The organism is Alkalihalophilus marmarensis DSM 21297 (genome assembly GCF_000474275.2).
GTDB classification, from domain to species: Bacteria; Bacillota; Bacilli; order Bacillales; family Bacillaceae_D; genus Alkalihalophilus; species Alkalihalophilus marmarensis.
This window is the reverse complement of sequence record NZ_ATAE01000008.1, coordinates 73446-94765: the sequence shown is the minus strand read 5'-3', so window position 1 is coordinate 94765 and position 21320 is coordinate 73446. Positions and strand designations below refer to the sequence as shown.

The 21320-nt window shown below is 41.8% G+C and carries 22 protein-coding genes and 1 pseudogene; 1 reads left to right on the top strand and 22 read right to left on the bottom strand.

Annotated features, from left to right (window positions below; translation table 11 throughout):
- Positions 1 to 8 precede the first annotated feature (8 nt).
- Positions 9 to 821: a 4-hydroxy-tetrahydrodipicolinate reductase gene (gene dapB / locus A33I_RS04075; protein ID WP_022627178.1), complete on the bottom strand. Its 813-nt coding sequence runs from the start codon at positions 819 to 821 to the stop codon at positions 9 to 11.
- Positions 822 to 884: 63 nt separating this feature from the next.
- The gene (locus A33I_RS04070) at positions 885 to 1256 is read right to left on the bottom strand and encodes a nucleotide pyrophosphohydrolase (RefSeq protein WP_022627177.1); all 372 of its coding nucleotides are present in this window, start codon (positions 1254 to 1256) and stop codon (positions 885 to 887) included.
- 157 nt (positions 1257 to 1413) lie between these two features.
- Between A33I_RS04070 and A33I_RS04065 the strand changes: the two genes are divergently transcribed.
- Positions 1414 to 2286 (top strand): YitT family protein, encoded by an 873-nt coding sequence (locus A33I_RS04065; RefSeq protein ID WP_022627176.1) that lies wholly within the window; start codon positions 1414 to 1416, stop codon positions 2284 to 2286.
- 39 nt (positions 2287 to 2325) lie between these two features.
- On the opposite strand, the gene A33I_RS04060 is transcribed toward A33I_RS04065, so the two are convergent.
- The 20 genes and pseudogenes from A33I_RS04060 to trpE form a co-directional block, all read right to left on the bottom strand.
- The gene (locus A33I_RS04060; protein WP_012958521.1) at positions 2326 to 3003 is read right to left on the bottom strand and encodes a zinc metallopeptidase; all 678 of its coding nucleotides are present in this window, start codon (positions 3001 to 3003) and stop codon (positions 2326 to 2328) included.
- Positions 3004 to 3134: 131 nt separating this feature from the next.
- On the bottom strand, positions 3135 to 3926 hold the full coding sequence (ypjB, locus tag A33I_RS04055) for a sporulation protein YpjB (protein ID WP_022627175.1): 792 nt from the start codon (positions 3924 to 3926) through the stop codon (positions 3135 to 3137).
- Positions 3927 to 4005: 79 nt separating this feature from the next.
- The gene (gene lhaT / locus A33I_RS04050) at positions 4006 to 4605 is read right to left on the bottom strand and encodes a lipoprotein heptaprenylglyceryl N-acetyltransferase LhaT (protein ID WP_022627174.1); all 600 of its coding nucleotides are present in this window, start codon (positions 4603 to 4605) and stop codon (positions 4006 to 4008) included.
- A 108-nt stretch (positions 4606 to 4713) separates the two neighbouring features.
- Positions 4714 to 5493, bottom strand: coding sequence for a menaquinol-cytochrome c reductase cytochrome b/c subunit (locus A33I_RS04045; protein WP_022627173.1), 780 nt, complete (start codon positions 5491 to 5493; stop codon positions 4714 to 4716).
- 82 nt (positions 5494 to 5575) lie between these two features.
- A complete protein-coding gene (gene qcrB / locus A33I_RS04040) occupies positions 5576 to 6247 on the bottom strand; it encodes a menaquinol-cytochrome c reductase cytochrome b subunit (protein WP_012958517.1) in 672 nt (223 codons plus the stop codon).
- 15 nt (positions 6248 to 6262) lie between these two features.
- Entirely contained in the window at positions 6263 to 6763 is a 501-nt protein-coding gene (locus A33I_RS04035; RefSeq protein WP_022627172.1) for a Rieske (2Fe-2S) protein, read from the bottom strand.
- A gap of 142 nt (positions 6764 to 6905) precedes the next feature.
- Entirely contained in the window at positions 6906 to 7367 is a 462-nt protein-coding gene (locus A33I_RS04030; protein WP_022627171.1) for a YpiF family protein, read from the bottom strand.
- Between the two features lie 771 nt (positions 7368 to 8138).
- Positions 8139 to 8684, bottom strand: coding sequence for a ReoY family proteolytic degradation factor (locus A33I_RS04025; RefSeq protein ID WP_022627170.1), 546 nt, complete (start codon positions 8682 to 8684; stop codon positions 8139 to 8141).
- 167 nt (positions 8685 to 8851) lie between these two features.
- A complete protein-coding gene (locus tag A33I_RS04020) occupies positions 8852 to 9778 on the bottom strand; it encodes a tetratricopeptide repeat protein (protein WP_476499102.1) in 927 nt (308 codons plus the stop codon).
- A gap of 6 nt (positions 9779 to 9784) precedes the next feature.
- Positions 9785 to 10132, bottom strand: a pseudogene (locus A33I_RS21585) (tetratricopeptide repeat protein); the annotation flags it as partial.
- Positions 10133 to 10282: 150 nt separating this feature from the next.
- Complete coding sequence (locus A33I_RS04015; protein WP_152976431.1) at positions 10283 to 11239, bottom strand: hypothetical protein; 957 nt, start codon at positions 11237 to 11239, stop codon at positions 10283 to 10285.
- Between the two features lie 277 nt (positions 11240 to 11516).
- Positions 11517 to 12806: a 3-phosphoshikimate 1-carboxyvinyltransferase gene (gene aroA, locus A33I_RS04010; RefSeq protein ID WP_022627167.1), complete on the bottom strand. Its 1290-nt coding sequence runs from the start codon at positions 12804 to 12806 to the stop codon at positions 11517 to 11519.
- Positions 12807 to 12820: 14 nt separating this feature from the next.
- Positions 12821 to 13918 carry a prephenate dehydrogenase gene (locus A33I_RS04005; RefSeq protein WP_022627166.1) on the bottom strand — a complete coding sequence of 366 codons (1098 nt, stop codon included), beginning with the start codon at positions 13916 to 13918 and terminating at the stop codon, positions 12821 to 12823.
- A gap of 146 nt (positions 13919 to 14064) precedes the next feature.
- Positions 14065 to 15171, bottom strand: coding sequence for a histidinol-phosphate transaminase (gene hisC / locus A33I_RS04000; RefSeq protein WP_022627165.1), 1107 nt, complete (start codon positions 15169 to 15171; stop codon positions 14065 to 14067).
- 40 nt (positions 15172 to 15211) lie between these two features.
- On the bottom strand, positions 15212 to 16012 hold the full coding sequence (gene trpA, locus A33I_RS03995; protein ID WP_022627164.1) for a tryptophan synthase subunit alpha: 801 nt from the start codon (positions 16010 to 16012) through the stop codon (positions 15212 to 15214).
- A complete protein-coding gene (gene trpB / locus A33I_RS03990; RefSeq protein WP_022627163.1) occupies positions 16009 to 17217 on the bottom strand; it encodes a tryptophan synthase subunit beta in 1209 nt (402 codons plus the stop codon). Before trpB ends, trpA begins: the two co-directional genes overlap by 4 nt.
- Positions 17186 to 17860, bottom strand: a complete 675-nt coding sequence (locus tag A33I_RS03985) for a phosphoribosylanthranilate isomerase (RefSeq protein ID WP_235806159.1) — start codon at positions 17858 to 17860, stop codon at positions 17186 to 17188. Before A33I_RS03985 ends, trpB begins: the two co-directional genes overlap by 32 nt.
- Positions 17835 to 18608 (bottom strand): indole-3-glycerol phosphate synthase TrpC, encoded by a 774-nt coding sequence (gene trpC / locus A33I_RS03980; protein WP_022627161.1) that lies wholly within the window; start codon positions 18606 to 18608, stop codon positions 17835 to 17837. Before trpC ends, A33I_RS03985 begins: the two co-directional genes overlap by 26 nt.
- Positions 18601 to 19626, bottom strand: a complete 1026-nt coding sequence (gene trpD, locus A33I_RS03975; RefSeq protein WP_022627160.1) for an anthranilate phosphoribosyltransferase — start codon at positions 19624 to 19626, stop codon at positions 18601 to 18603. The genes trpC and trpD overlap by 8 nt, the downstream gene beginning before the upstream one ends.
- Positions 19619 to 21148, bottom strand: coding sequence for an anthranilate synthase component I (trpE, locus tag A33I_RS03970; RefSeq protein ID WP_022627159.1), 1530 nt, complete (start codon positions 21146 to 21148; stop codon positions 19619 to 19621). Before trpE ends, trpD begins: the two co-directional genes overlap by 8 nt.
- Between the last annotated feature and the right edge of the window lie 172 nt (positions 21149 to 21320).

Sequence of the window (21320 nt, the reverse complement as noted above, 5' to 3'; positions counted from 1 at the left end):
CTCACTCCTTATTCGATAATGTTTTCAAGACCATACACTAGCGTATCAATGGATAGAACGGTTTCAACTGCTAGTCTGACACCTGGCATAAAGGATGCTCTGTTCATAGAGTCATGACGAATGGTTAAGGTCTGCCCTTCCCCTCCAAAAATCACCTCTTGGTGGGCAACTAGGCCAGGAAGGCGGACACTATGAATTTTCATGCCTTCAAAATCAGCCCCGCGTGCGCCTTTTAGTTCCTCGTGTTCATCAGGGTGCCCTTGTACTTTTGCTTCTCGCACCTCAGAAATCAATTGTGCTGTTTTAATCGCTGTACCAGACGGCGCATCTAATTTACGGTCGTGGTGACGTTCGATAATTTCAACATCAGGAAGGAATTTAGCTGCCATTTGTGAAAATTTCATCATTAAAATTGCACCAATTGCAAAATTAGGAGCAATGATCCCACCTAAGTTTTTGTTCTCTGCGATGGTTCTAAGTGTTTCAATATCCTCATCAGAAAATCCTGTTGTCCCAACAACTGGTCTAACACCGTGATTAAAAGCGATTTCCATATGCTTACGGCCAAATGCCGGTGATGTTAAATCAATTAACACATCCACCTCATGCTCGCTAAAACAGCGGTCCATATCTGTATAAACCGGAATATCTAAGGCCGGCATCCCATCTAGATCAGCCACTTTCATCCCGTCATGCTTAGAATCGACAACGGCCTTTAACGTAAAATGATCTGTATCAGTCACCATGCGAACGGCTTCACGTCCCATGTTTCCTCTCGGTCCTGCAATCACAATATTTACATTTTCGTTTGTGTTATTCATCTTTTTATCCACTCCGTTTTTTCTATTAAATATGTAGTCATTTTGCTGGTTTTGGTATGAGCTTTAATCGTCAATCTTTGTCCAGCGGTCTTTATCCCGGCTTTCGAACTTATCCATCACTATATCAAACGCTTCTTCTAAATCAATATGTAAGGAATTTGCAAAACAAATGAGCACAAATAAAATGTCACCCATTTCTTGTTCCATTGTTTTTTCTTCTTCATCTGATTTTTTTGGTTTCTCACCGTAATAATGATTGACCTCACGGGAGAGCTCACCTACTTCTTCTGTCATCCGTGCAAGCATGGCAAGGGGGCTGAAGTAGCCTTCTTTAAACTGTCCGATAAATTGATCAACTTCTTCTTGCATGTCTTTCATCGATTTATGAGAGTTACGGTCTGTTTGACCAGCCTCCAGGCGTTGTTCTCTGTCCATTTTTCCCACCTCACAGTCTTCCACTATCCATGTTAGCGAATCTAGGACGATTTGACAAATCTTATTCGCTTCATTGCTCTTCTTTGTTCGCTTATATATAATAATCATGCATTGATTTCATCAAAATATAGGAAGAAAGCTGAAGGGAGGATTTTAATTGCCTTATCGTGTTAAATTAAAAAACGTGCTCCTTATTTTACTTGGAAGTGCGATCTTATCTTTTGGACTTGTTTATTTTAATATGGAAAATAACTTGGCAGATGGCGGATTTACGGGGATCACCTTAATTTTGTACTTTATTTTTGCTTTCAATCCGGCGATCTCTAACTTGCTGCTCAATATTCCGCTCTTTTTTATCGGGTGGAAGATTCTAGGTAAGACGACGTTCATTTATACAATCATCGGAACCGTCGGGGTCTCGATCTTTTTAGAGATTTTTCAACGATATACTGTTGTTTATATTCCCCTGCATGATGATATGACACTCGCTGCTTTATTTGCAGGTGTTTTTATTGGAGTCGGACTTGGAATTGTGTTCAGATACGGCGGGACTACAGGCGGAGTTGATATTATTGCAAAGCTCGGGTTTAAGTATTTAGGCTGGAGTATGGGGAAAACAATGTTTATGTTCGATGCTGTTGTTATTGCCTCTTCTCTCATTTATTTAAATTACCGAGAAGCTATGTACACACTGCTTGCTGTATTTGTGGCAGCGAAAGTGATTGATTTCATCCAGCAAGGGGCATATTCTGCTAAAGCATGCTTTATTATTTCTGATTCAACAAGCGAGATTGCGGATGCCATTATGAAGGAAATGGACCGCGGGGCAACATTACTAAAAGGACAGGGAAGTTTTACTAGAACGGAGCGCGAAGTACTCTACTGCGTTGTCGGACGAAATGAATTAATTCGGCTTAAAACTTTAGTAGAGAAAATTGATCCGCATGCCTTTGTGACAGTAAATGATGTTCAAGATGTGATTGGTGAAGGCTTCACCTTAGATGAGAATAAAAAACCAATCGGTATATAAAAAACCTCCGGGATCTTAAGATCCCGGAGGTTTCCTGTATTAATCGTCGTTGTTCATTCCAATGTACATTAAAATAAAACGAGCAAGCTCAAGAAGGGCAACTAGCGCACCAGCTACATACGTTAATGCAGCAGCATTTAACACTTTACGTGTTTCGCGCTCTTCGTCATTACGAATCACGCCAACTGATACCACTTGCTCCATCGCACGGCTTGAGGCGTTAAATTCCACTGGCAATGTCACCACTTGGAATAAAACAGCAGCAGCCATGAAGATGATCCCGAGCAGCAGCAGGTTAGATGCACCCATTAGGATACCTGCTAGGATTAAGAAAAATGAAATGTTTGATCCAAATCCAGCAATCGGAACTAATGCATGACGGAAACGCAAGAAAGCATAATCCTCTGCATCCTGCATCGCATGACCTACCTCATGGGCAGCGACGGCAGCTCCTGCAACGGAATTACCATGATAGTTCTCGCTAGATAAGCGTACGACCTTTGAACGAGGATCGTAATGGTCTGTCAGCTGACCACGTACTTCTTCGATACGGACATCATACAAACCATTATCGTCTAAAATTTTTCTTGCTACTTGTGCTCCGGTCATTCCAGAAGACGATTGAACTTTAGAGTACTTTTTGTAAGCACTCTTTACTTTCATCTGCGCCCAAATTGGAATGATCAGAAGTAAAATAAAATAAATCAGAAAACCCATTCGTATGTCTCACCTCTGCGTTAGTCTAGTTACCATTAAGTCTAAGTAAAACATCAAACAAAGTCAAACAAAATACCTATCCGCACCGCTTGCGGGAAACGAATTCAACGTATTTTCACAGCTTTGTCACATTATTCTTTCATTCTTACTTTGCCCTTCTCAGCACGGTATTTCTTTACTCCAACATACGAAAGGGACAACACAATCATGCCGCCGATGGTGATCATGACCCATAGCAAGGAAGGATCGGCACTGTCTTCTTTTACCCGTTCAAATACTTTAGCAAAATCCGCTTCCATCATTTCAATATGTGCCGTTAACTTATCACTGTTTATGCCATCAACTCGAAGATTATCAAGATACGTAACCTGTGATTCAACTTGCTGCAGCAAATGCGGTTCAAGATCAATCGTTAATGCCGGACGAATCATTTGATAATGCCTTAAGAACGTGTTCATTCGATGCTGCATCGCCTCTGGCTGTCCATTTTGGTGCTCTTGTTTAATGAGAGCTAATTGATTTAGAAGCGTTCCTTCAGACTGAAGCCATAAAGGATGATGCTCACTTGAGAGAGCATCTACTGCAAGCCTGAATGTCGTAACCGTATAAATTCTCTCATCAAGGGACTTTTCTGCCGCAGTTACCGCTTCAACCGATTGTTCAAACGTCATCGTGATCGTACGCATTTCATTCATCGTAAATCCTTCTGCTTTAAAATCAAGCTGAATGAATCCGTCGGAAAAGTAATCAAGCAGCTGCTTCGCTTCTTCAAATTTCTCCTGCTTCACTAGCTGCAAAACGTGATCTGTCGTTTGATTGAGCTCTTTCCATGTATGTTGTCCATTCACTTCCGTTGCATACCCATATCCTGCCGTTGACATATATAAACAAATACAAAAAATAAATATAAAGACCTGACGCATGTTTGTCCCTCCTTCTTTTTTCATCTTATGAAGGCTAGGACAAGAGTAGACCACAAAAAAAGAGAGACTCATTGTCTCTCTAAAGGATACTCAGCTTATACGTCTTGTTTCTAATACAGAGCACATACACCATAAAGAGGGAAAACACGCTCAGCCAGAACGTAAAGTAGCCGACTTCCGTAATATATGGCATTAAATAAGGATGCAGACCTGGATGCATCATATACACATAATCAATCACATCATTGTGAAGCGTCCAGAGAGCAACGACAATTAAATGCCATGGCTTGATTCTAAAATAAGGTGCATAGATAACTGCTTGAAGAGCCATCCCAGCGTGTGAAGCAATCAGCATATAATTTGTCCAATGAGGAGTCGCTCCCACAGCAAACGAGGCAAGATTCATCACAACTGCCCAGATCCCGTATTTAATTAACGTCACCGCTGCTAACGCCTCTATCAAAGGAAGGTTCTTCTTCAATAGAAAAGCAATCAAGACAATTACAAAAAATAGACTCGCCGTTGGACTGTCAGGTACGAACAGCAAAAAATGAGCAGGCGTACGTTCAAGCTGATTGGCATACCACATATACCCATAAATCGTGCCTGGTATATTGATAATTAACATTAAAATGATTGTAAGTCTGTGACCGAATAAAGTAAGGATTTGAGTTTTCACTTTTAATAGTCCTTTCTCTATTTTTAAAAAATCAAAAAATCTCTAAGTCAAGATCATATGTAAGAAAAAAGCTGACTGTAACAGTCAGCTTTCCTAAAAATGTATGTTTTATTCTTCTGGGTTTCCGTGAGCAGCTATGTATTCAGCAAGAATTTCTAGCTCCTCATCCGTCCCTTCGAATAGTCCGCCAGGCATTGCACCTTGACCGTTGATGATAACATCCATAACTTCTTCAGCAGATTTCTCTGTCTCTAGAAGAGAAGGACCGCCTGATCCTCCGGCCATTGTGTCACCATGACAACCGATACAAGATTGGTTGCCAGTATAGATAGCATAGCCTTCGGCCTCGGTATCTATATCGCCTTCTTCAGCAATCGCACCTTGCTCAGCTGCTGCTTCCCAGTCATGCTGGTCAACAGACTCCCAAGTTAAGTAGATTGTTGCGATAATTGCAAGCATCATCATACCTGAAGCAATCGGACGCTTTAATGGACGACGCTCTTTACCAGTATCTAACCACGGAGCGATTAATAACGCACCGAACGCTAGACCTGGAATTACTACAGCTCCGATTACGTTAAAGTCCCCGGAAGCATATTGGTATTTAAGTAATTGATACATGAACAAGAAATACCAGTCAGGTAATGGAATATATCCAGCATCTGTTGGGTCAGCCATACGCTCTAGAGGAGCCGGGTGAGCAACAGTTAAACAAAGATAACCCATTAAGAAGACCGCACCAACCATCCACTCTTTTAAGAGGAAGTTCGGCCAGAACGCTTCTGTTTTACCTGGATACTCTGAGTAGTCTTTTGGAATATTCGGTTTGCGGTTGTTTGCCTTGACACGAGAGTCGCCGACAAACTGCATTCCTTTACCACGTTCCATCTCGTTCCCTCCTTTTTATTTTTCAGTTAGAGGGTGTCTAAAAGATCAATCATTATTAAGCTTTCAAACACGCCATTAAATCTTACAATGGACCAGAAATACCTTGTTTACGGATCATGTAGAAGTGAGCCGCTAATAAACCAAGTAAGGCACCTGGTAAGAAGAATACGTGAATCGCGAAGAAACGTGCTAGTGTAGCAGCCCCGATTACTTCCCCGCCGGCAAGCAATGTTTTCGCAAATCCACCAATGAGTGGAACACTCTCAGCAATTTGCAGACCTACAACAGTCGCAAAGTATGCTTTCATATCCCATGGTAATAAGTAACCTGTGAAACCTAAACCAAGCATAACGAAGAAAATAAGTACACCGACAACCCAGTTTAATTCACGAGGCTTCTTATATGAACCGGTAAAGAATACCCGCAACGTGTGTAAAAACATCATAACAATAACCAAACTAGCTCCCCAGTGGTGCATCCCACGTACGATCACACCGAAAGCTACTTCGTTTTGTAAGTAAGCTACTGATTGATAAGCGTTGATAATATCCGGTACATAATACATCGTTAGGAACATACCTGATAAAATCTGAATGACTGTAACGAAGAAAGTTAATCCACCAAAACAGTATACGAACGCAGAGAAATGGTGAGCAGGGTTAACGTGCTCAGGCACTTCGTGGTCAGCAATATCGCGCCACATAGGCGTAATATCAAGACGCTCATCAACATAGTCGTAAATTTTTTGAAGCATCGATTACGCCCCTCCTTATGTTCGCTGATTAATTTGACCTAAGTATACTTTTCCATCTTGAACCATCACATCATACACATCAAGTGGACGCTGAGGCGGTGTACCTGGTACGTTGATACCGTCTTTTTCAAACATACCAAAGTGACATGGGCAATAGAAACGCTCCGGATGATCATCATTCGAACCGTATGATACCGTACAGCCTAGGTGCGTACATGTTGGTGAAAGCGCTGTTACCTCATCCCCACGGATAAAGATATACGCTTCACGTGTTACTTCCGATTCGTACCACGCATCTTGCTGCTCAAAGCTGAAAGCAAACTTTTGTGGTTCCTCTGTCAATTCTTCAAGATAACATACAGGCTCATATTCAGATTCAGTTCCAGCTTTCAAAGCAGGATCAAGGGCAAAGCGTGCCATTGGCATCAGCATTCCCGCAGCCATGAAGCCACCAACACCTGTAAGCGTGTACGTTAAAAATTGTCGTCGTGAAACTTTGTGCTCTTTTTCGCTCACTAGTTTTCCCCCCCTACACTATAAAATAAGACCCTTAACGGGTACAGTTAAACACATATAATACTAGGACATACCCATGATAGCTTAATGACCTAGCGGTGTCAATTGTTTCAAGAAGTAAAACGACACGATTTTGCCATGATTATCGATTTTGCCACTTGTTTGTCATAATCGGGACTAACTGTTTAATTTGCCCGCCAATCACTTCACGTCTATTTTCTGATGATAGATGTTCAAGCGGTATGGATGGCAGCCATATCAGCCATTCTCCCAGTTCCTCTTCTACCGTTTTCCAAAAGCCGTCTGACGTTGCATAGACAATATGCTCCATCCCGCCAAGCTTCAGCTCTTCTGACCAGCGCTTAAGCCGCAGCGTCCGCTCTTCGGCATTTTCTTTTTCTAAGTATGTAAAAGCCGGGAATAACACGACGCGCCCTTGGAACTGTCTTTCAAGCTCTTGGGTGATGATAGAAATAAATTCTCCCATTGCCACTGTCGATTTGATTTCCTTCTGCCAAGAGATTGGGATAAGCGGCACAATTGCCGTATCAACATATTCTTTTGATTGCAAGTACTTATCCATTTCACTCGATTGCCACTTCATAAAATCACCTCTATTTCCAATTCGTTTACCTAGTCATTCTACCTTTTTCTACGTCATAAGACAATCAATCACTATTTATAAAGCTGTAAATAAAATAGCACAACATACTGAAAAAGCCCCCTGCCAGAGTAGTTAATTTCCACTAAGGCACTCGCTTTCCGCGGGCGGTCCGGGAGCCTCCTCGGCCTTTCGCCCTTTGGGGTCTTCCTGGTCACGCACATCCCGCAGGAGTCGAGTACCTTCCACTCCCATCAACGGAGAGAGGATACTGTTAAGCTGCTCCCATTTTTATAAACAGAACACGGAGCTCAGCAGATGAACCCAAGAAAGTCTGCATTTTTAAAGAACTGAACCGCAACTAAATTGCTCCACATAATAATTAGAAAACGTACTAACCTAGCGGATGAAATATACGGAGACTCCAGTGGTGACTAGAGCAGGAGTGAGATCCCGCAGGGCTTTAGCCTGAGGAAGCTCACTAGCTCACCACGGAAAGCGTAGTATATTTCAGGAGCGGCGGTCTCTCCTCCAACACATGTTTTAATTTCTGTCTGCACGAATCAACCGAGGATGAAACAAGGTTGAGCTTTAACTTAACACAAAAAAAGACGCCTCTTCATTTCACAATGAATGAGCCGCCTTGATATTCCTTGTTGGCTTAAGGCACCGTGGAAATCCTAGAACGTCAAAATCTCTACATTAGCCTGCATATTATTCTCTTCTCGTTAATACACTTGCATTATGTCCAAGCCTCTTTGATAAAGAAGCTTTTTAATGGGTCTCTAATTGTTTTAGCTCTGTAGACAATTCGATAAAACGTTCGTAATCCTTATTATCTAATGCCTCGTCAATTTTCGTTTGCAGATCCTTTTTGCGGAAAGTTTTAATAGATGCATCAAGCAAATCTTCTGCTAAACGTTGGTGGACCTGAGCAATTTCTTCATTCTCTGGCAAGTATGGATTATCCTCAAGCACCGCTAAATAGGGCGGGTACATCTTCGGGTTGGCAAAATGGAGTTCGATATAAATATCCTCTGTTTGATTAAGACGAATATCATGAAATGCTTTTTCAGCATCTGTGGTGATATGTTTAAATTTGTGAAATGAAAACGGGACAGTATCGACACCCGTTGCTGAGATCACTAAAGCTTTCGGTGTAGATGCTGCTCGCTCTACAAAGTGAACCCGCTCCATTAATTCATCATCACTCATTAAGTAATTTAACAACCACGCACACTCACGCCTCTTAAGCTCATAATGCTGCAAAAAGCCTCGAAGAAACTCTTTTTTCTCCACTACTGGAATGATGCTGCCCATGCTCCATCCTCCTTCGTGATTTATAAGCAGTTATATTGGTACAAACCATTTGTATGAAAACACTTCATATTATTTTTAACCTTTAATCTAAGGTTCACCTACAAAAGGTTCATCTTTATAACTAATCATTCGCTGTTTGAGTCGTTAAATCCTTGTTTCATCCTAAATTAATCTAATTCTAATTGATTGACCATTTCCGACACATCAGATCGATCTGGATTAATGTGAAGTAACTGCTTAAAAGCTGCCGCTGCTTTTTCGCGTTGTCCTTCTTCGAGGAGGAAGCTTGCGTATTCAAATAAGAAATCTTCATCTTCATTAAAATGATCACTCACTTCCTGATAGCAGCGAAGTGCCTCATCATATTCTTCAAGCTCTCTTAAAGCTGCTCCTTCATACCATGTGAGAAGAGGATCGACTTCACCGTAAGATTTAGTGTGAGTCATTAACTCAACAAGCTGATCAAATTGTTCGGTATGCTTTAAGTAAGCTGCAAGCGTTTGAACAGCATCTAAATTAGAAGGGTTCAGAGCAATGACTTTGCGTAAATACAATTCCCCTTCATCTGGACGCTGACGTTTAAACGAAAGCTTTCCAGCCATAATATAAAGTTCCTCGTTGTACTCATCAACAGACATTCCATCTTTTATAATATCCATTGCCTCTTCAAGCCGGTTTTCAGCCTCGAGCGCTTTTGCTAAATATGGATATAAACTTGAGAAGTCAGGATCAAGTGCTTTTAATGCCTCTAATTGCTCGATCGCAAGAGTCATATCTCCCACTTGATAAGCGGTAAAGCCGTATCCGAACAAGGCATGCGGTTCAAGGTGATCCTTTAACCCTTTCTCATAATAAACCAAAGCTTCTTCAAATTGTCCGCTAGCACTATACGCTTCTGCCATTTTTAAATCCACTTCGATATTTGGAAGCTCCTCAGCTCGGTGTACAGCTTTTTTCAGATGAGGAATACTTTTATTATAATCCCCACGCTCTAAATAAAATTCCCCAAGTCCATAAGAGATAATCACTTCATCTGGTGCTGCTTTAGCTGCTTGAAGAAGCTTTTGTTCGGCTACTTCATCTAAAGATTGCATCTGATAAAGATCAGCAAGCAATAATTGTGCTTGAAGATAAGTCGGATCATCTTCTTTGATCTCAAGCAGCCATTCAATAGCTTCATCTTCCTTATCCCCATCAATCATTACTTCAGCTGCGAAGATAATCAGACTGCCTTCATCGGGGTAAAGTACTAATAACTCGTTAACGATCCGTTCTGTCTCTTTTAAATGACCAAGTTCATAATAAACCTCTGCTATTGCAAATTTTTGATCATGATCCGCTGATTTTTCAGCTTTACTAAGTGCTGCGAGGCCTTCCTCTATTTGACCTGATTCAATTAGCTCGAGCGCTTTTTTTATCCATTCCATCGTTGATTCCTCCTGATTCTTATACCTTGCTACTTCATTCGGGTTCTACGGTATAAAAACCTTCCTTAACGACCGAATAAGTGAATAATGCCATCACTCCTGTATATGATAAAATTCATGATCAAAAAATGACCATATGACTCACCACATGAATGACGGCATCCAATATTGTTAGAGCATAGCAGATGATACCGGGGCAGCAGCATGAATGGTTAGAAAACGCCTAGGTGTAGTCACTTCTATCTGCCTGCCATATCCCGGGTAAAAACAAGTGTCTAGATTTACTTTTAATGCACGATCACGTAGAGCCACTATTGCCGGCTCTCTTTTATCATAATCAAGATCTGTCTTTCCATCAAGAAAAAAACCTTGCTTTTTCGGAGGTTGATTACACTCTCTCTGGTAGTTATTAAATAGCTGATAATCAAAATCACTAGACACAAGCAGCTCCCCTTTGACGGGAAAGAGACCCATTTTTTGCAAAGCTTTCTTGCTCCACTTCTCATTCACTGGATCATCTTCTGTCTGCAATCGGTAATATGTACAATACTGATCCCAGATCTCTTTCATTTGAGAGCGCTCTCCTTTAGCCGTCGTTTTAAAAACAGGAATAAGTACAAGCGGATAAGTGAGCTGTAAATAAGAAATATGCTCCCATTGGACCTGATACAACTGTTCAACGGAATTAATATGGACCTTTATAACGGGAATAAGCAATCGCTTGCATGCTGAAACCACGGTCGGTCTAAGCAGATGGATCGGCAGCTCTAGTCCAAGAACATAGTCAAGGGTGCTATTTACCATCGCATGCTTCTGCCTTTTCATTGCGGCCTCAATTTCTCTTTCATATTCTGCTTGAGCAAAAGAAATGCAGCTTGTGCCTCCTTTTTTAATAAGGTTCACCTGTTGCTTTTTAAATGCTGAAAAAGACTGTTTTGAGGAACAGGGGCTTGTCATCGTATAGATGGCTCCTTCGGCTATTGTAAGCCCTGTACCATTTGATGTTTTTCCGATCCACCGTGGCATTGAAGTATTAATATACGTAATCTTTCCTTCTTTAATTAAATACGAACGAGCTGGCCTCTCTAGACAATCATGTATGTGAATATGATTGAGTAAATACAACATGATCCCTCCCTATCCTTATAGACAAGCTATGAAAAGAAAGGAAAGATGAGAACCTGAACTTAAAACCCGAAAAAGTTTTTAGAATTTTTTCATTTATCTGTTGACTTCATAGGTCAAATAGTTATAATAAAAGTAGCGTATGGTTTCTCTCCACTCCTATCCATACTATATGTAGCTTTTGCTAAACCCTAACTCGAAAACGCTTACATTTTCGAGTTAGGGACTTTTTTTGTTTAAAATAAAAACCTTGTGATCTCTCATCACAAGGTTCTCACTTCTATTTTGTTAACCTGTCGATATGTTCAAAAAATGAAGGATAGGAAACAGCAATCGCTTCACTTCTTTCAATATCAACTTGACCTTCTGTTATAAGACCAGCAATCGCCATAGCCATTCCGATTCGATGATCTCCGTAGCTGTTAACTGTTGCACCTTTAAGGCCACGGCTGCCTTCAATAATCATTCCATCTTCCGTTGCTTCAATCGACGCTCCTAACTTCTTCAGTTCACTGACAACTGTATCGATTCGGTTTGTTTCTTTGACTTTTAATTCTTCGGCATCTTTTATCACCGTTTTGCCTTCTGCTTGAGAAGCTAGAACAGCGATGACTGGAATTTCATCAATCAGTCTCGGAATTAAGTCTCCGCCAATCTCAATTCCCTTCAAACTTGATGTCTCAATTGTTAAATCAGCTATCGGCTCACCGCTTACGACCTTTTCATTTGAAACGGTAAGGGAAGCTCCCATTTTTTTAAGAACATCAATGATGCCTGAGCGGGTAGGATTGAGCCCTACACCAGTCAATGTGATCTGACTATTTGGCACAATGGACCCTGCAACAAGGAAAAAGGCTGCTGATGAGATGTCTCCTGGAACGACAATGTGGCTTGCCTTTAGAGATTGTCCCCCTTTAACACTCACTTTGAGACCTTCCCTTTTAACCTCAACGCCATACGCTTCAAGCATTCTTTCTGTATGATCCCGGGAGAGGGCCGGCTCTGTGACAGAAGTTGTTCCCGCACTTTGCAGACCAGCTAAAAGAATAGCCGACTTCACCTGTGCACTTGCTACTTTTGAAGTGAAATCAATTCCTTTTGTATTGCCGCCGCGGACAGATAAAGGAGTGAAATTACCATTTGCACGTCCATCGATTTCTGCTCCCATTTCACGAAGGGGATCTACCACTCTTGACATCGGACGCTTAGCAATCGAGTCATCACCAATCATTACGGAATGAAACGGTCTTGTTGCCAGAATTCCTAACATTAAGCGTGTAGTCGTTCCGGAATTTCCTACATCCAAAATGTTTGATGGTTCAACTAAACCATCCCAGCCCTTTCCTTCAATCTTCACATGTTCCTCGTCTTGTGTAATGTTTACTCCAAGCTTTTTAAAGCAAGCAATCGTACTTAAACAATCTTCCCCATTTAAGAAACCTTCTACCGTTGTCACCCCATCAGCGATCGCACCAAACATGACCGCACGGTGAGAGATCGACTTATCACCTGGTACACGTATCGTTCCATTTAGACCTTGTTTTACTGCAGTAATCGTATTTGTTGTCATATGCATGCTCCTCCTTATATCCGGTATGTATCGTACATATGATGCCCTAAATGCACCTTTGCTTCTTCTAAGTCATCTTCTGAACGGAAAGTCAGCCTCAAAACACCCATGATGTCTTCCCTTGTTTCTAGAATACGGATATTTGTAATACTGATTTTATGCTGTGCCAGGATACCTGTCACATCTGAAATCACACCGGGGTGGTCAGGGATATCAACATATAAGTCATAAAAAGACGGGATTGCGCCTTTTTTCTTGACCGGCAGTCCGTCACGAAAAGCTTTGGCCTCTTCAAAATATGTAAAAATATCGACTTCATTTTCTTCTTCTATTAGTGATTTAACTTCTCCCATCTCCTCCATCCACGCTTCCAGGAGGTGTAGAAGGCTATCTTTATTTTGCAGTAAAATGTCACGCCACATGACAGGGCTTGCTGAGGCAATACGAGTAATATCTCTAAATCCCCCTGCTGCAAGCTTTGAGACGAGCGGGTCTTTTTCTTCTAACTTAGCGACTTGATGAACAAGGCTGGCCGCGACGATATGAGGAAAATGACTGATCGCTCCTGCAAGATGGTCATGCTGATCGGCTGACATTTCAATAAATGTCGCCTTCGTTCCTTTCAGCCAATTTTGCAGCTGTATTACAGCTCTCGCATCGGCATCTGGACTAGGCGTAATAATATAATAAGCATTTTCAAAAAGATGAGCTCTAGCAGCCTCTACACCGCTTTTATGAGAGCCTGCCATCGGATGACCTCCAATAAAGGTAATCCCTTTTTCACTTAAGCATTCAGCTTGTTTATAGATTTTTCGTTTCGTGCTGCCTACATCGGTAATAATCGCACCGGATTTCATTTCAAAATGAACTAAATCCGCTAAAAGCTCCGTCGTTATTGAAACAGGGGTAGCAAAAACAATCAAGTCAGCTTGCTTTACGCCTTCTTCAATCGAATGACAAGCCTCATCAACGACTTTTAATGACTGAGCCATTTTCAGCTGTTCTTCATGTATGTCATACCCAAGGATTCGAACGTCATGTTCTTTTCTAATCGCTAATGCAATCGACCCCCCGATTAAACCTAATCCAATAATAAATGCGGTTCGCTTCATAGTTCTCTCTCCTTATTTAAAAAGCACAGCCTAGAATAGCCGTATTCCTGTTCTCTATCCCTATAAAAAAATAAGCAAAAACCGCCTTTCCGTTGCATGAATGCACAAAAGCACATCAACCATGCAACGGGAAAGACGATCATTGACTATGAATGCTGCGGCAGTGATGTTTGTGCTAGAACACGTTCTAACGCCTCAAATAATGCCGCGTTATCTTCTTTCTTGCCAATTGTAATACGGATTGAATTCGGATAGCCTAATGGGTTACCAGACCGGACAATAAACCCTTCACGAAGAAGTGCTTGGAATACTTCATCTCCATCCAGCCCTACTTCAATAAGCAAAAAATTTGCCTGTGAGGGGAAATAGCGCAGTTGATGCTTCTGGCAAAACTCTTCAAACTGCTTCATGCCTTCATTGTTTTTCTCTACACATTCGGCAATAAATGCTTGGTCCTCTATCGCACTAGCAGCAGCTATTTGACCAAACGTCACATTATTAAACGGCGGTCTTACCGGCTCTAAATACGAAATCAATTCTTTGCTTGCTACACCAAAACCAACTCTCAATGCAGCAAGACCGTAGGCTTTCGAAAATGTTCTAAGAACAACTAGCTGCTTATAACGTTCTAAAAGAGGTACAGTTTTTGGGTAGTCCGCGGCCGTTACATACTCATAATACGCTTCATCAGAAACGACGATCACATGCGGAGGAACTTGATCAAGAAAACGAAAAAAAGAATCCTCACTTACATACGTACCTGTTGGGTTGTTCGGATTACATACCCAGACAATTTTAGTGTTTTCATCAATGGCATCAAGCATGGCATCAAGATCATGCACTCCGTCCTTTAATGGTACTTCACGGATTTCTGCTCCTTCAATCGTTGCATTCAGCTTATATTGAGAGAATGTTGGATGAGCGGTTACTGTGTTTGTCCCTTTTTCTAGAAACGTGCGGCATAAAAATTGAATCACTTCATCTGAGCCATTGCCAAAGATGAGCTGTTTTTCATCAACTTGCAGCTGCTTAGCTACAGATTCACGTAATTGCCTTGCATAACCGTCTGGGTAAACAGACGTTTCGCCAGCAGCTTTCTTGATCGCTTTACTAGCTTTCGGTGACGCCCCGAACGGATTTTCATTTGAAGCTAATTTAACAATCTTTGTCAGACCTAATTCTTTTTTTACTTCTTCTATCGGCTTACCTGGCTGATACGATGGCAGGCCTAATAACTGAGCTTTAGGTTGCATCTTTAGCACCCCACCTTGTGAAAGTATTTATCTCTCTATGTTACGATGAAATGAGCGAGGTGACAAACGTTTTTAATTGAAATAGTCCATCTTTTCTGTTTTTTTTATCTTTCAGTAAGTCTTCATGCTTCGCGATCTCGCGTACAAGAGCACTCCCGACAATGACACCATCAGCATGCTGCTGCATTTCTTTGACTTGTTCATTAGATGAAATTCCAAAACCTACGGCTACCGGAACCGGGCTCGCTTGTTTTACTGTTTCCAAAAAGTCATATACTCTATCATCGATTTTCTTTCTCTCACCTGTCACGCCTAGTGAAGAAACACAGTATAAAAACCCTTCTGCACGGCTCGCAATTTTTTTAATTCTGGCATTGGATGTAGGTGCTACAAGCGAGATCATTGATAAACCCTGCTTATTGCAAAGAGTATTCAAATAGTCACTTTCTTCATAAGGCAGATCCGGAACCAAAATGCCATCAATCCCCATATCCCCTGCCAACTCCGTAAAGCGCTTTTCCCCAAACTGCAGAAGCGGGTTAAAGTACGTAAAAACAACAACAGGAATCGTCAGCCCTCGCTCTCTCATAAGAGGAACAAGCTTCATCGCCCCTTCAAGTGTCATTCCGCCAGCTAATGCTCGCTTTGATGCTTCTTGGATTGTCGGACCATCTGCTAGAGGGTCCGAGTAAGGAATCCCGAGTTCCAGTAAGTCAGCTCCTGCTTCTTCTAACATCAACGCGATATCAATTGTTGCTTCAGGAGTTGGGTCCCCTGCTGTAATAAAGGGAATAAAGAGACCGTCATTTTTTTCTTTTAGTTGATTCATCCGCTGGTTCATGACTCATCCCCTCCTTTAAAATGCTTCATTAATGTATGAACATCTTTATCTCCTCTGCCTGATAAACATACTAAAATCGTATCATTTGGTGTTAATTGTTCCGCACGCTCAAACGCTTTTGCCAGGGCATGTGCTGATTCAACAGCCGGTATAATCCCTTCCTCAACAGATAAAAGCTTAAGGGCATCGAGCGCTTGTTGATCAGTTACAGCTTCGTACTGAACACGGCCAGTGCTTGCTAAATGCGCATGCTCAGGACCTACACCAGGATAATCGAGTCCTGCAGAAATCGAATAAGGCTCGGTGATCTGCCCTGCTTCATCTTGAAGCAGATACGTTAGTGAACCGTGAATAACCCCTTTTTTCCCGTGTGTAATCGTGGCTGCATGTTGATCGGTGTCCACTCCTTTTCCAGCAGCTTCAACCCCGATTAATCGCACATCATCTTCAATAAAAGGATAAAATGTGCCAATCGCATTACTCCCTCCGCCGACACAGGCAATAATCTCATCAGGAAGTCTCGACTCACGTGCGGTAAACTGCTCTTTCGCTTCGTCTCCAATAATCCGCTGAAAATCTCTTACCATCTTCGGATATGGATGCGGACCAACAACCGAGCCAATCAAATAAAAGGTATCTTCTGCATGTGTGACCCAGTACCTGATTGCTTCATTTGTCGCATCTTTTAACGTTTGGCTTCCGGATGTAGCAGGAATGACTTCTGCTCCAAGCAGTTCCATGCGGAATACATTTAATGCTTGACGTTCCATATCCTCTGCTCCCATAAAAACTTTACAGGATAATCCAAATCTTGCAGCAATCGTAGCTGTGGCAACGCCATGCTGGCCTGCTCCCGTTTCTGCTACAATCTTTGTTTTCCCCATTCGTTTTGCAAGCAGCGCTTGACCAATCGCATTATTTAACTTATGAGCGCCGGTATGTACTAAATCTTCTCTTTTTAGATAGATTTTCGCACCGCCTAGTTTTTCAGAAATATTTTCAGCATAGGTTAATGCAGTTGGTCTGCCAGCAAACTCACGCAGATGATCTACATATTCTTTTTCAAACTCATCACTGGCCATTGCCTCATCAAGAGCTTGTTCTAATTCCTCAATTGCACTCATTAATGTTTCCGGAACGTACTTCCCGCCAAACTCTCCAAAACGTCCTCTTTTATCTGGATACACGCTCGTTGTTGTTTGCAAGATGTGACACCCTTTCTATGATGTATTCAATCTTATTTTGATCTTTATGTCCGTTCGTTTCTACTCCGCTTGAAATATCAATCCCGTCAGGCTGGTAGCTTACTAGTTTTTCAATGTTATGAGGGGCGACTCCACCAGCTATCAACACCTTCACACTCTGTCGTTCCCCTTCTTCTAAGAAGCTTGGAATAAGGTCCCAGTTAAAAGACTGTCCTGTCCCTCCCCATTGTCCGCTCACTTTACAATCAACCACATAGCCATCTACCAGTCCTTCAAAGCTGCTCATCACTGCAAGAGCTTGATCCTCAGCATGAATCACTTTCCATATTTCACAATCAAGTTCTTCTCGCAGCTCTTTTATATATTCAATCGATTCTGTCCCGTGGCATTGAATCACTTCAACCGGCAGTGCATTGTACACTTCTTTGATGAATGAGATGGATTCATTCACAAACAGCGCAACGATTTTTTGATTCAGTCCGGGATGTACATCAAGCCAGCTTTTCACTTGATTGATCGTCACTTGCCTTTTGCTCGGTACAAATACAAATCCCATATAATCAACATCAGTTGCTGTTACCGAAGCGACATCTACTTGATGATAATTTCCGCAGATTTTAACGAGTGGCCGCAATGTGCTCACCGCCATATAAAGAATCAATTCCCTCGGCAGGAGATTCTGCTCTCATCAGAGATTCTCCTACTAAAACGGCATGTGCTCCTGCTCTTTTCACTCTTTCTAAATCTTCGGTTACATGAATTCCGCTTTCGCTTACAAATAAACTGTTACGCGGAACGAGGCTCCCAATCGTTTCTGTTTGAGAAAGGTCGGTTGTAAATGTTTTTAAATTTCGATTGTTCACCCCTATGATTGAAGGGGTAAATTCGTGAAGCAATGACTCAAGCTCTTCTTTTGCATGCACCTCAACTAAACATTCAAGACCGGCACCAGCTGCCTCCTCGTATAACCGTTTCAACTCAATGTTTGGCACTACACCTGCAATCAGCAAAATCGCGTCTGCACCCATTCGTACACTTTCTTCTATTTGCACTCGATCGATAATAAAGTCTTTACGCAAAACAGGCAGATTTACTTGCTGCTTAATGGCAGATAGATAGTCTCTGTGTCCTTTAAAATAGGGTCGATCCGTTAACACAGAAAGAGCATCTGCCCCTCCGATTTCATACCCCAGAGCAATTTCTAAAGGGTTGAAATCTTCCTTTATGATGCCTTTAGAAGGAGAAGCTTTTTTCACTTCAGCAATTAGCCCAATCGAACGATTTGGTTTTGATAATGCTTGATACAGTGATTTCTTTTGAACATTTACCAAAGAAGGCTGTACTAGGCTTTTTATTTCTGTTCGTTTTGTTTCAATAATTTGATTAAGCATGCTGTGATTGCCTCCGTTCCGTTTGTAGTGATGTGACATGTTTATAAACGATACCTGATTGAATCGCTTTTTTGACTTCATCTACCCCGTCACAAATTGACTTGCATCGGTCTGCGGCATATAGGGCGACCGCTGCATTAAGAGTCACAATGTCTTGTGCAGATTGGTTCGCCGTTCCGCGTACAACTTGGTTTATCACTTTAGCACTCTCTTGTGCATTATTGACTTGAATATCTTCCATCTTGCCTCTAGTTAAGCCTATATCCTCAGGGGTGATGGTCATTTTTGTAATCGTTTTACCGATCACATCATAAAGCGTGGTCTCTCTAGTGATAGAGCACTCGTCTAACCCTTCTCCACCTGTAGCAAAAACAGTATGTGTCGTTCCTAACTCCTTTAACGTTTGGGCCATTTTATAAGCGAAATCTTCGTTATAAACCCCAACCAGCTGATGCTCTGCCCGGGCAGGATTTGTAATAGGTCCGAGCAAATTAAAAATCGTCCGGAATCCGATTTCTTTTCTAGGGGCCACCGCATGCTTCATCGATTGATGGTAAAGAGGGGCAAATAGAAAACATAGTTGATTGTTTTTCAATGATTCTGCTGCAAGTTCTGGTGTACTTTGAATCTCAATTCCGAGCTCCTCTAGTACATCAGCACTGCCGCTTTTTGAAGATACCGCTCGGTTCCCATGTTTAGCAACAGGTACGCCCATAGCTGATAAAACTAGAGCTACAGCTGTTGAAATATTAAATGTAGACAAGTCATCTCCGCCTGTTCCACATGTATCTACAACACCTGGTTGAGTATGTGGAATAGTAACGGAATGAGATCGCATCGATTTTGCGAAACCGATCATTTCCTCTACCGTTTCCCCTCTAAATCTAAGGACCGTTAAGAGGCTTGCGATTTGGCTTGGAGTCGCTTTTCCACCCATGATCTCATCCATTACAAATTGCGCTTCCGTCTCGGATAAAGTGACACCTTCCATACATTTACGTAATAGCTGCTTAAACATGGTTCACCACCGCCCCTTCTCCAAACATCTTCTCAGCAAGCTGCACCGCACGAAGCAATGCCTTTGCTTTATTTTGCGTTTCTTCAAATTCTTTTTCAGGTATAGAATCCGCTACGACCCCTGCACCGGCTTGAATATATGCTTTTTGATCTTTAATGATCATCGTTCTGATCGCGATACAAGAGTCAATATTTCCGTCATAGCTTAAATAGCCGATTGCTCCAGAATAAATTCCTCTTTTAACCGGTTCGAGCTCATTTAATATTTCAATGGCACGAATTTTAGGTGCTCCTGAAACTGTCCCAGCAGGAAAAGCTGACATTAACGCGTTTAATGGCGTGATCCCTTCTCTTAACTCTCCTGTTACTTTTGAAATAATGTGCATCACATGAGAGAAGCGGCCGATCTCGAGTAACGTTGGTGTTTTTACTGAACCGTACTCCGCAACTCTTCCGACATCATTTCTTGCGAGATCTACGAGCATATAATGCTCAGCCCGTTCTTTTTCATCTGCTAGCAGCTCTTTGGCCAGCTGATTGTCTAACTCTTCATCAGCGCCTCTTGGCCTGGTTCCTGCTATAGGGTGGATCTCAACGTGCTTATCGGCTACTTGGACAAGCCGCTCAGGGGAACTGCCTACTACCTCAACGTCTCCAATTTTCAAATAGAATAAGTAAGGCGAGGGATTAACCATTCGCAGCACTCTATAAATATCAAACGCACTTGATGTGACAGGCATCTCAAAACGTTGGGACAAGACGGCTTGAAAAATATCGCCTGCCCTAATGTATTCTTGGATCGTCTCTACATCTTTCATGAAATCAGACTTTGTGTAAGAAGACAGGACACCGTCAAAGGAGACTTCCTCGTTATTCTCAATTGCTGCAGGAACCATTAAACCAGAAGTAGATCGCTCTAATGTGGTAAATAATTCATCAATCTGTGAAAATGCTGCATCATAATGTTCCTTTAAAAAGGTAGACTGTTTGGTCGGTACATGAATGATGATCATTAATTCTTTTTTTATATGATCATAGGCAATTAACGTTTCACAAAATAGGTAATGAAAGGCTGGCTGCTCGTTGTCGTGATCTTGTTTAGATAAAGGTGCTTTTTTCAAAGAAGGCTCAATCGATTGAATCGCCTCAAAACTCATATAACCTACTGCTCCTCCTTTAAATGGAATGGGCAGATCAAGCGGCTTAACATTTAAATGTTGAAGCGTTTGATCAAAAGCATCTTCAAAGGTTTGACTTCGGGCGATTTGGCTTCCATCCTCAGAGTACGTATGGAAGATCCCGTTTTCTTCTACTAGTTGATACATCGGATTTAAACCGATGAAGGAATATCTAGACCAAGGCGAGGCCGCGTCCTTACTTTCTAGAAGAAACGTTAATTGATCTTGCAATTGATAGGCGATTTGTATAGGCGTCAGCCCATCTGCAAAGTACCTTTTCACAACAGGTACGGTATCATAGGTTTTTGCAGCTTGCTTAAAAGATGTGAAATCTGTGTGGGTCATATTCACTCACTCCTAGGTAATGGAATGAATGAGAAGAGGTAAAAAAAGAGGATACACTGATTTTGGGGTATAACAAAAACACCCTAAGACCGATGAGTCAAAGGGTGTTAGACTAATCCCTATATAAACTCAACTCAGCTCTTCTCTGCTCAACTCATTCTCTGCTCAACTA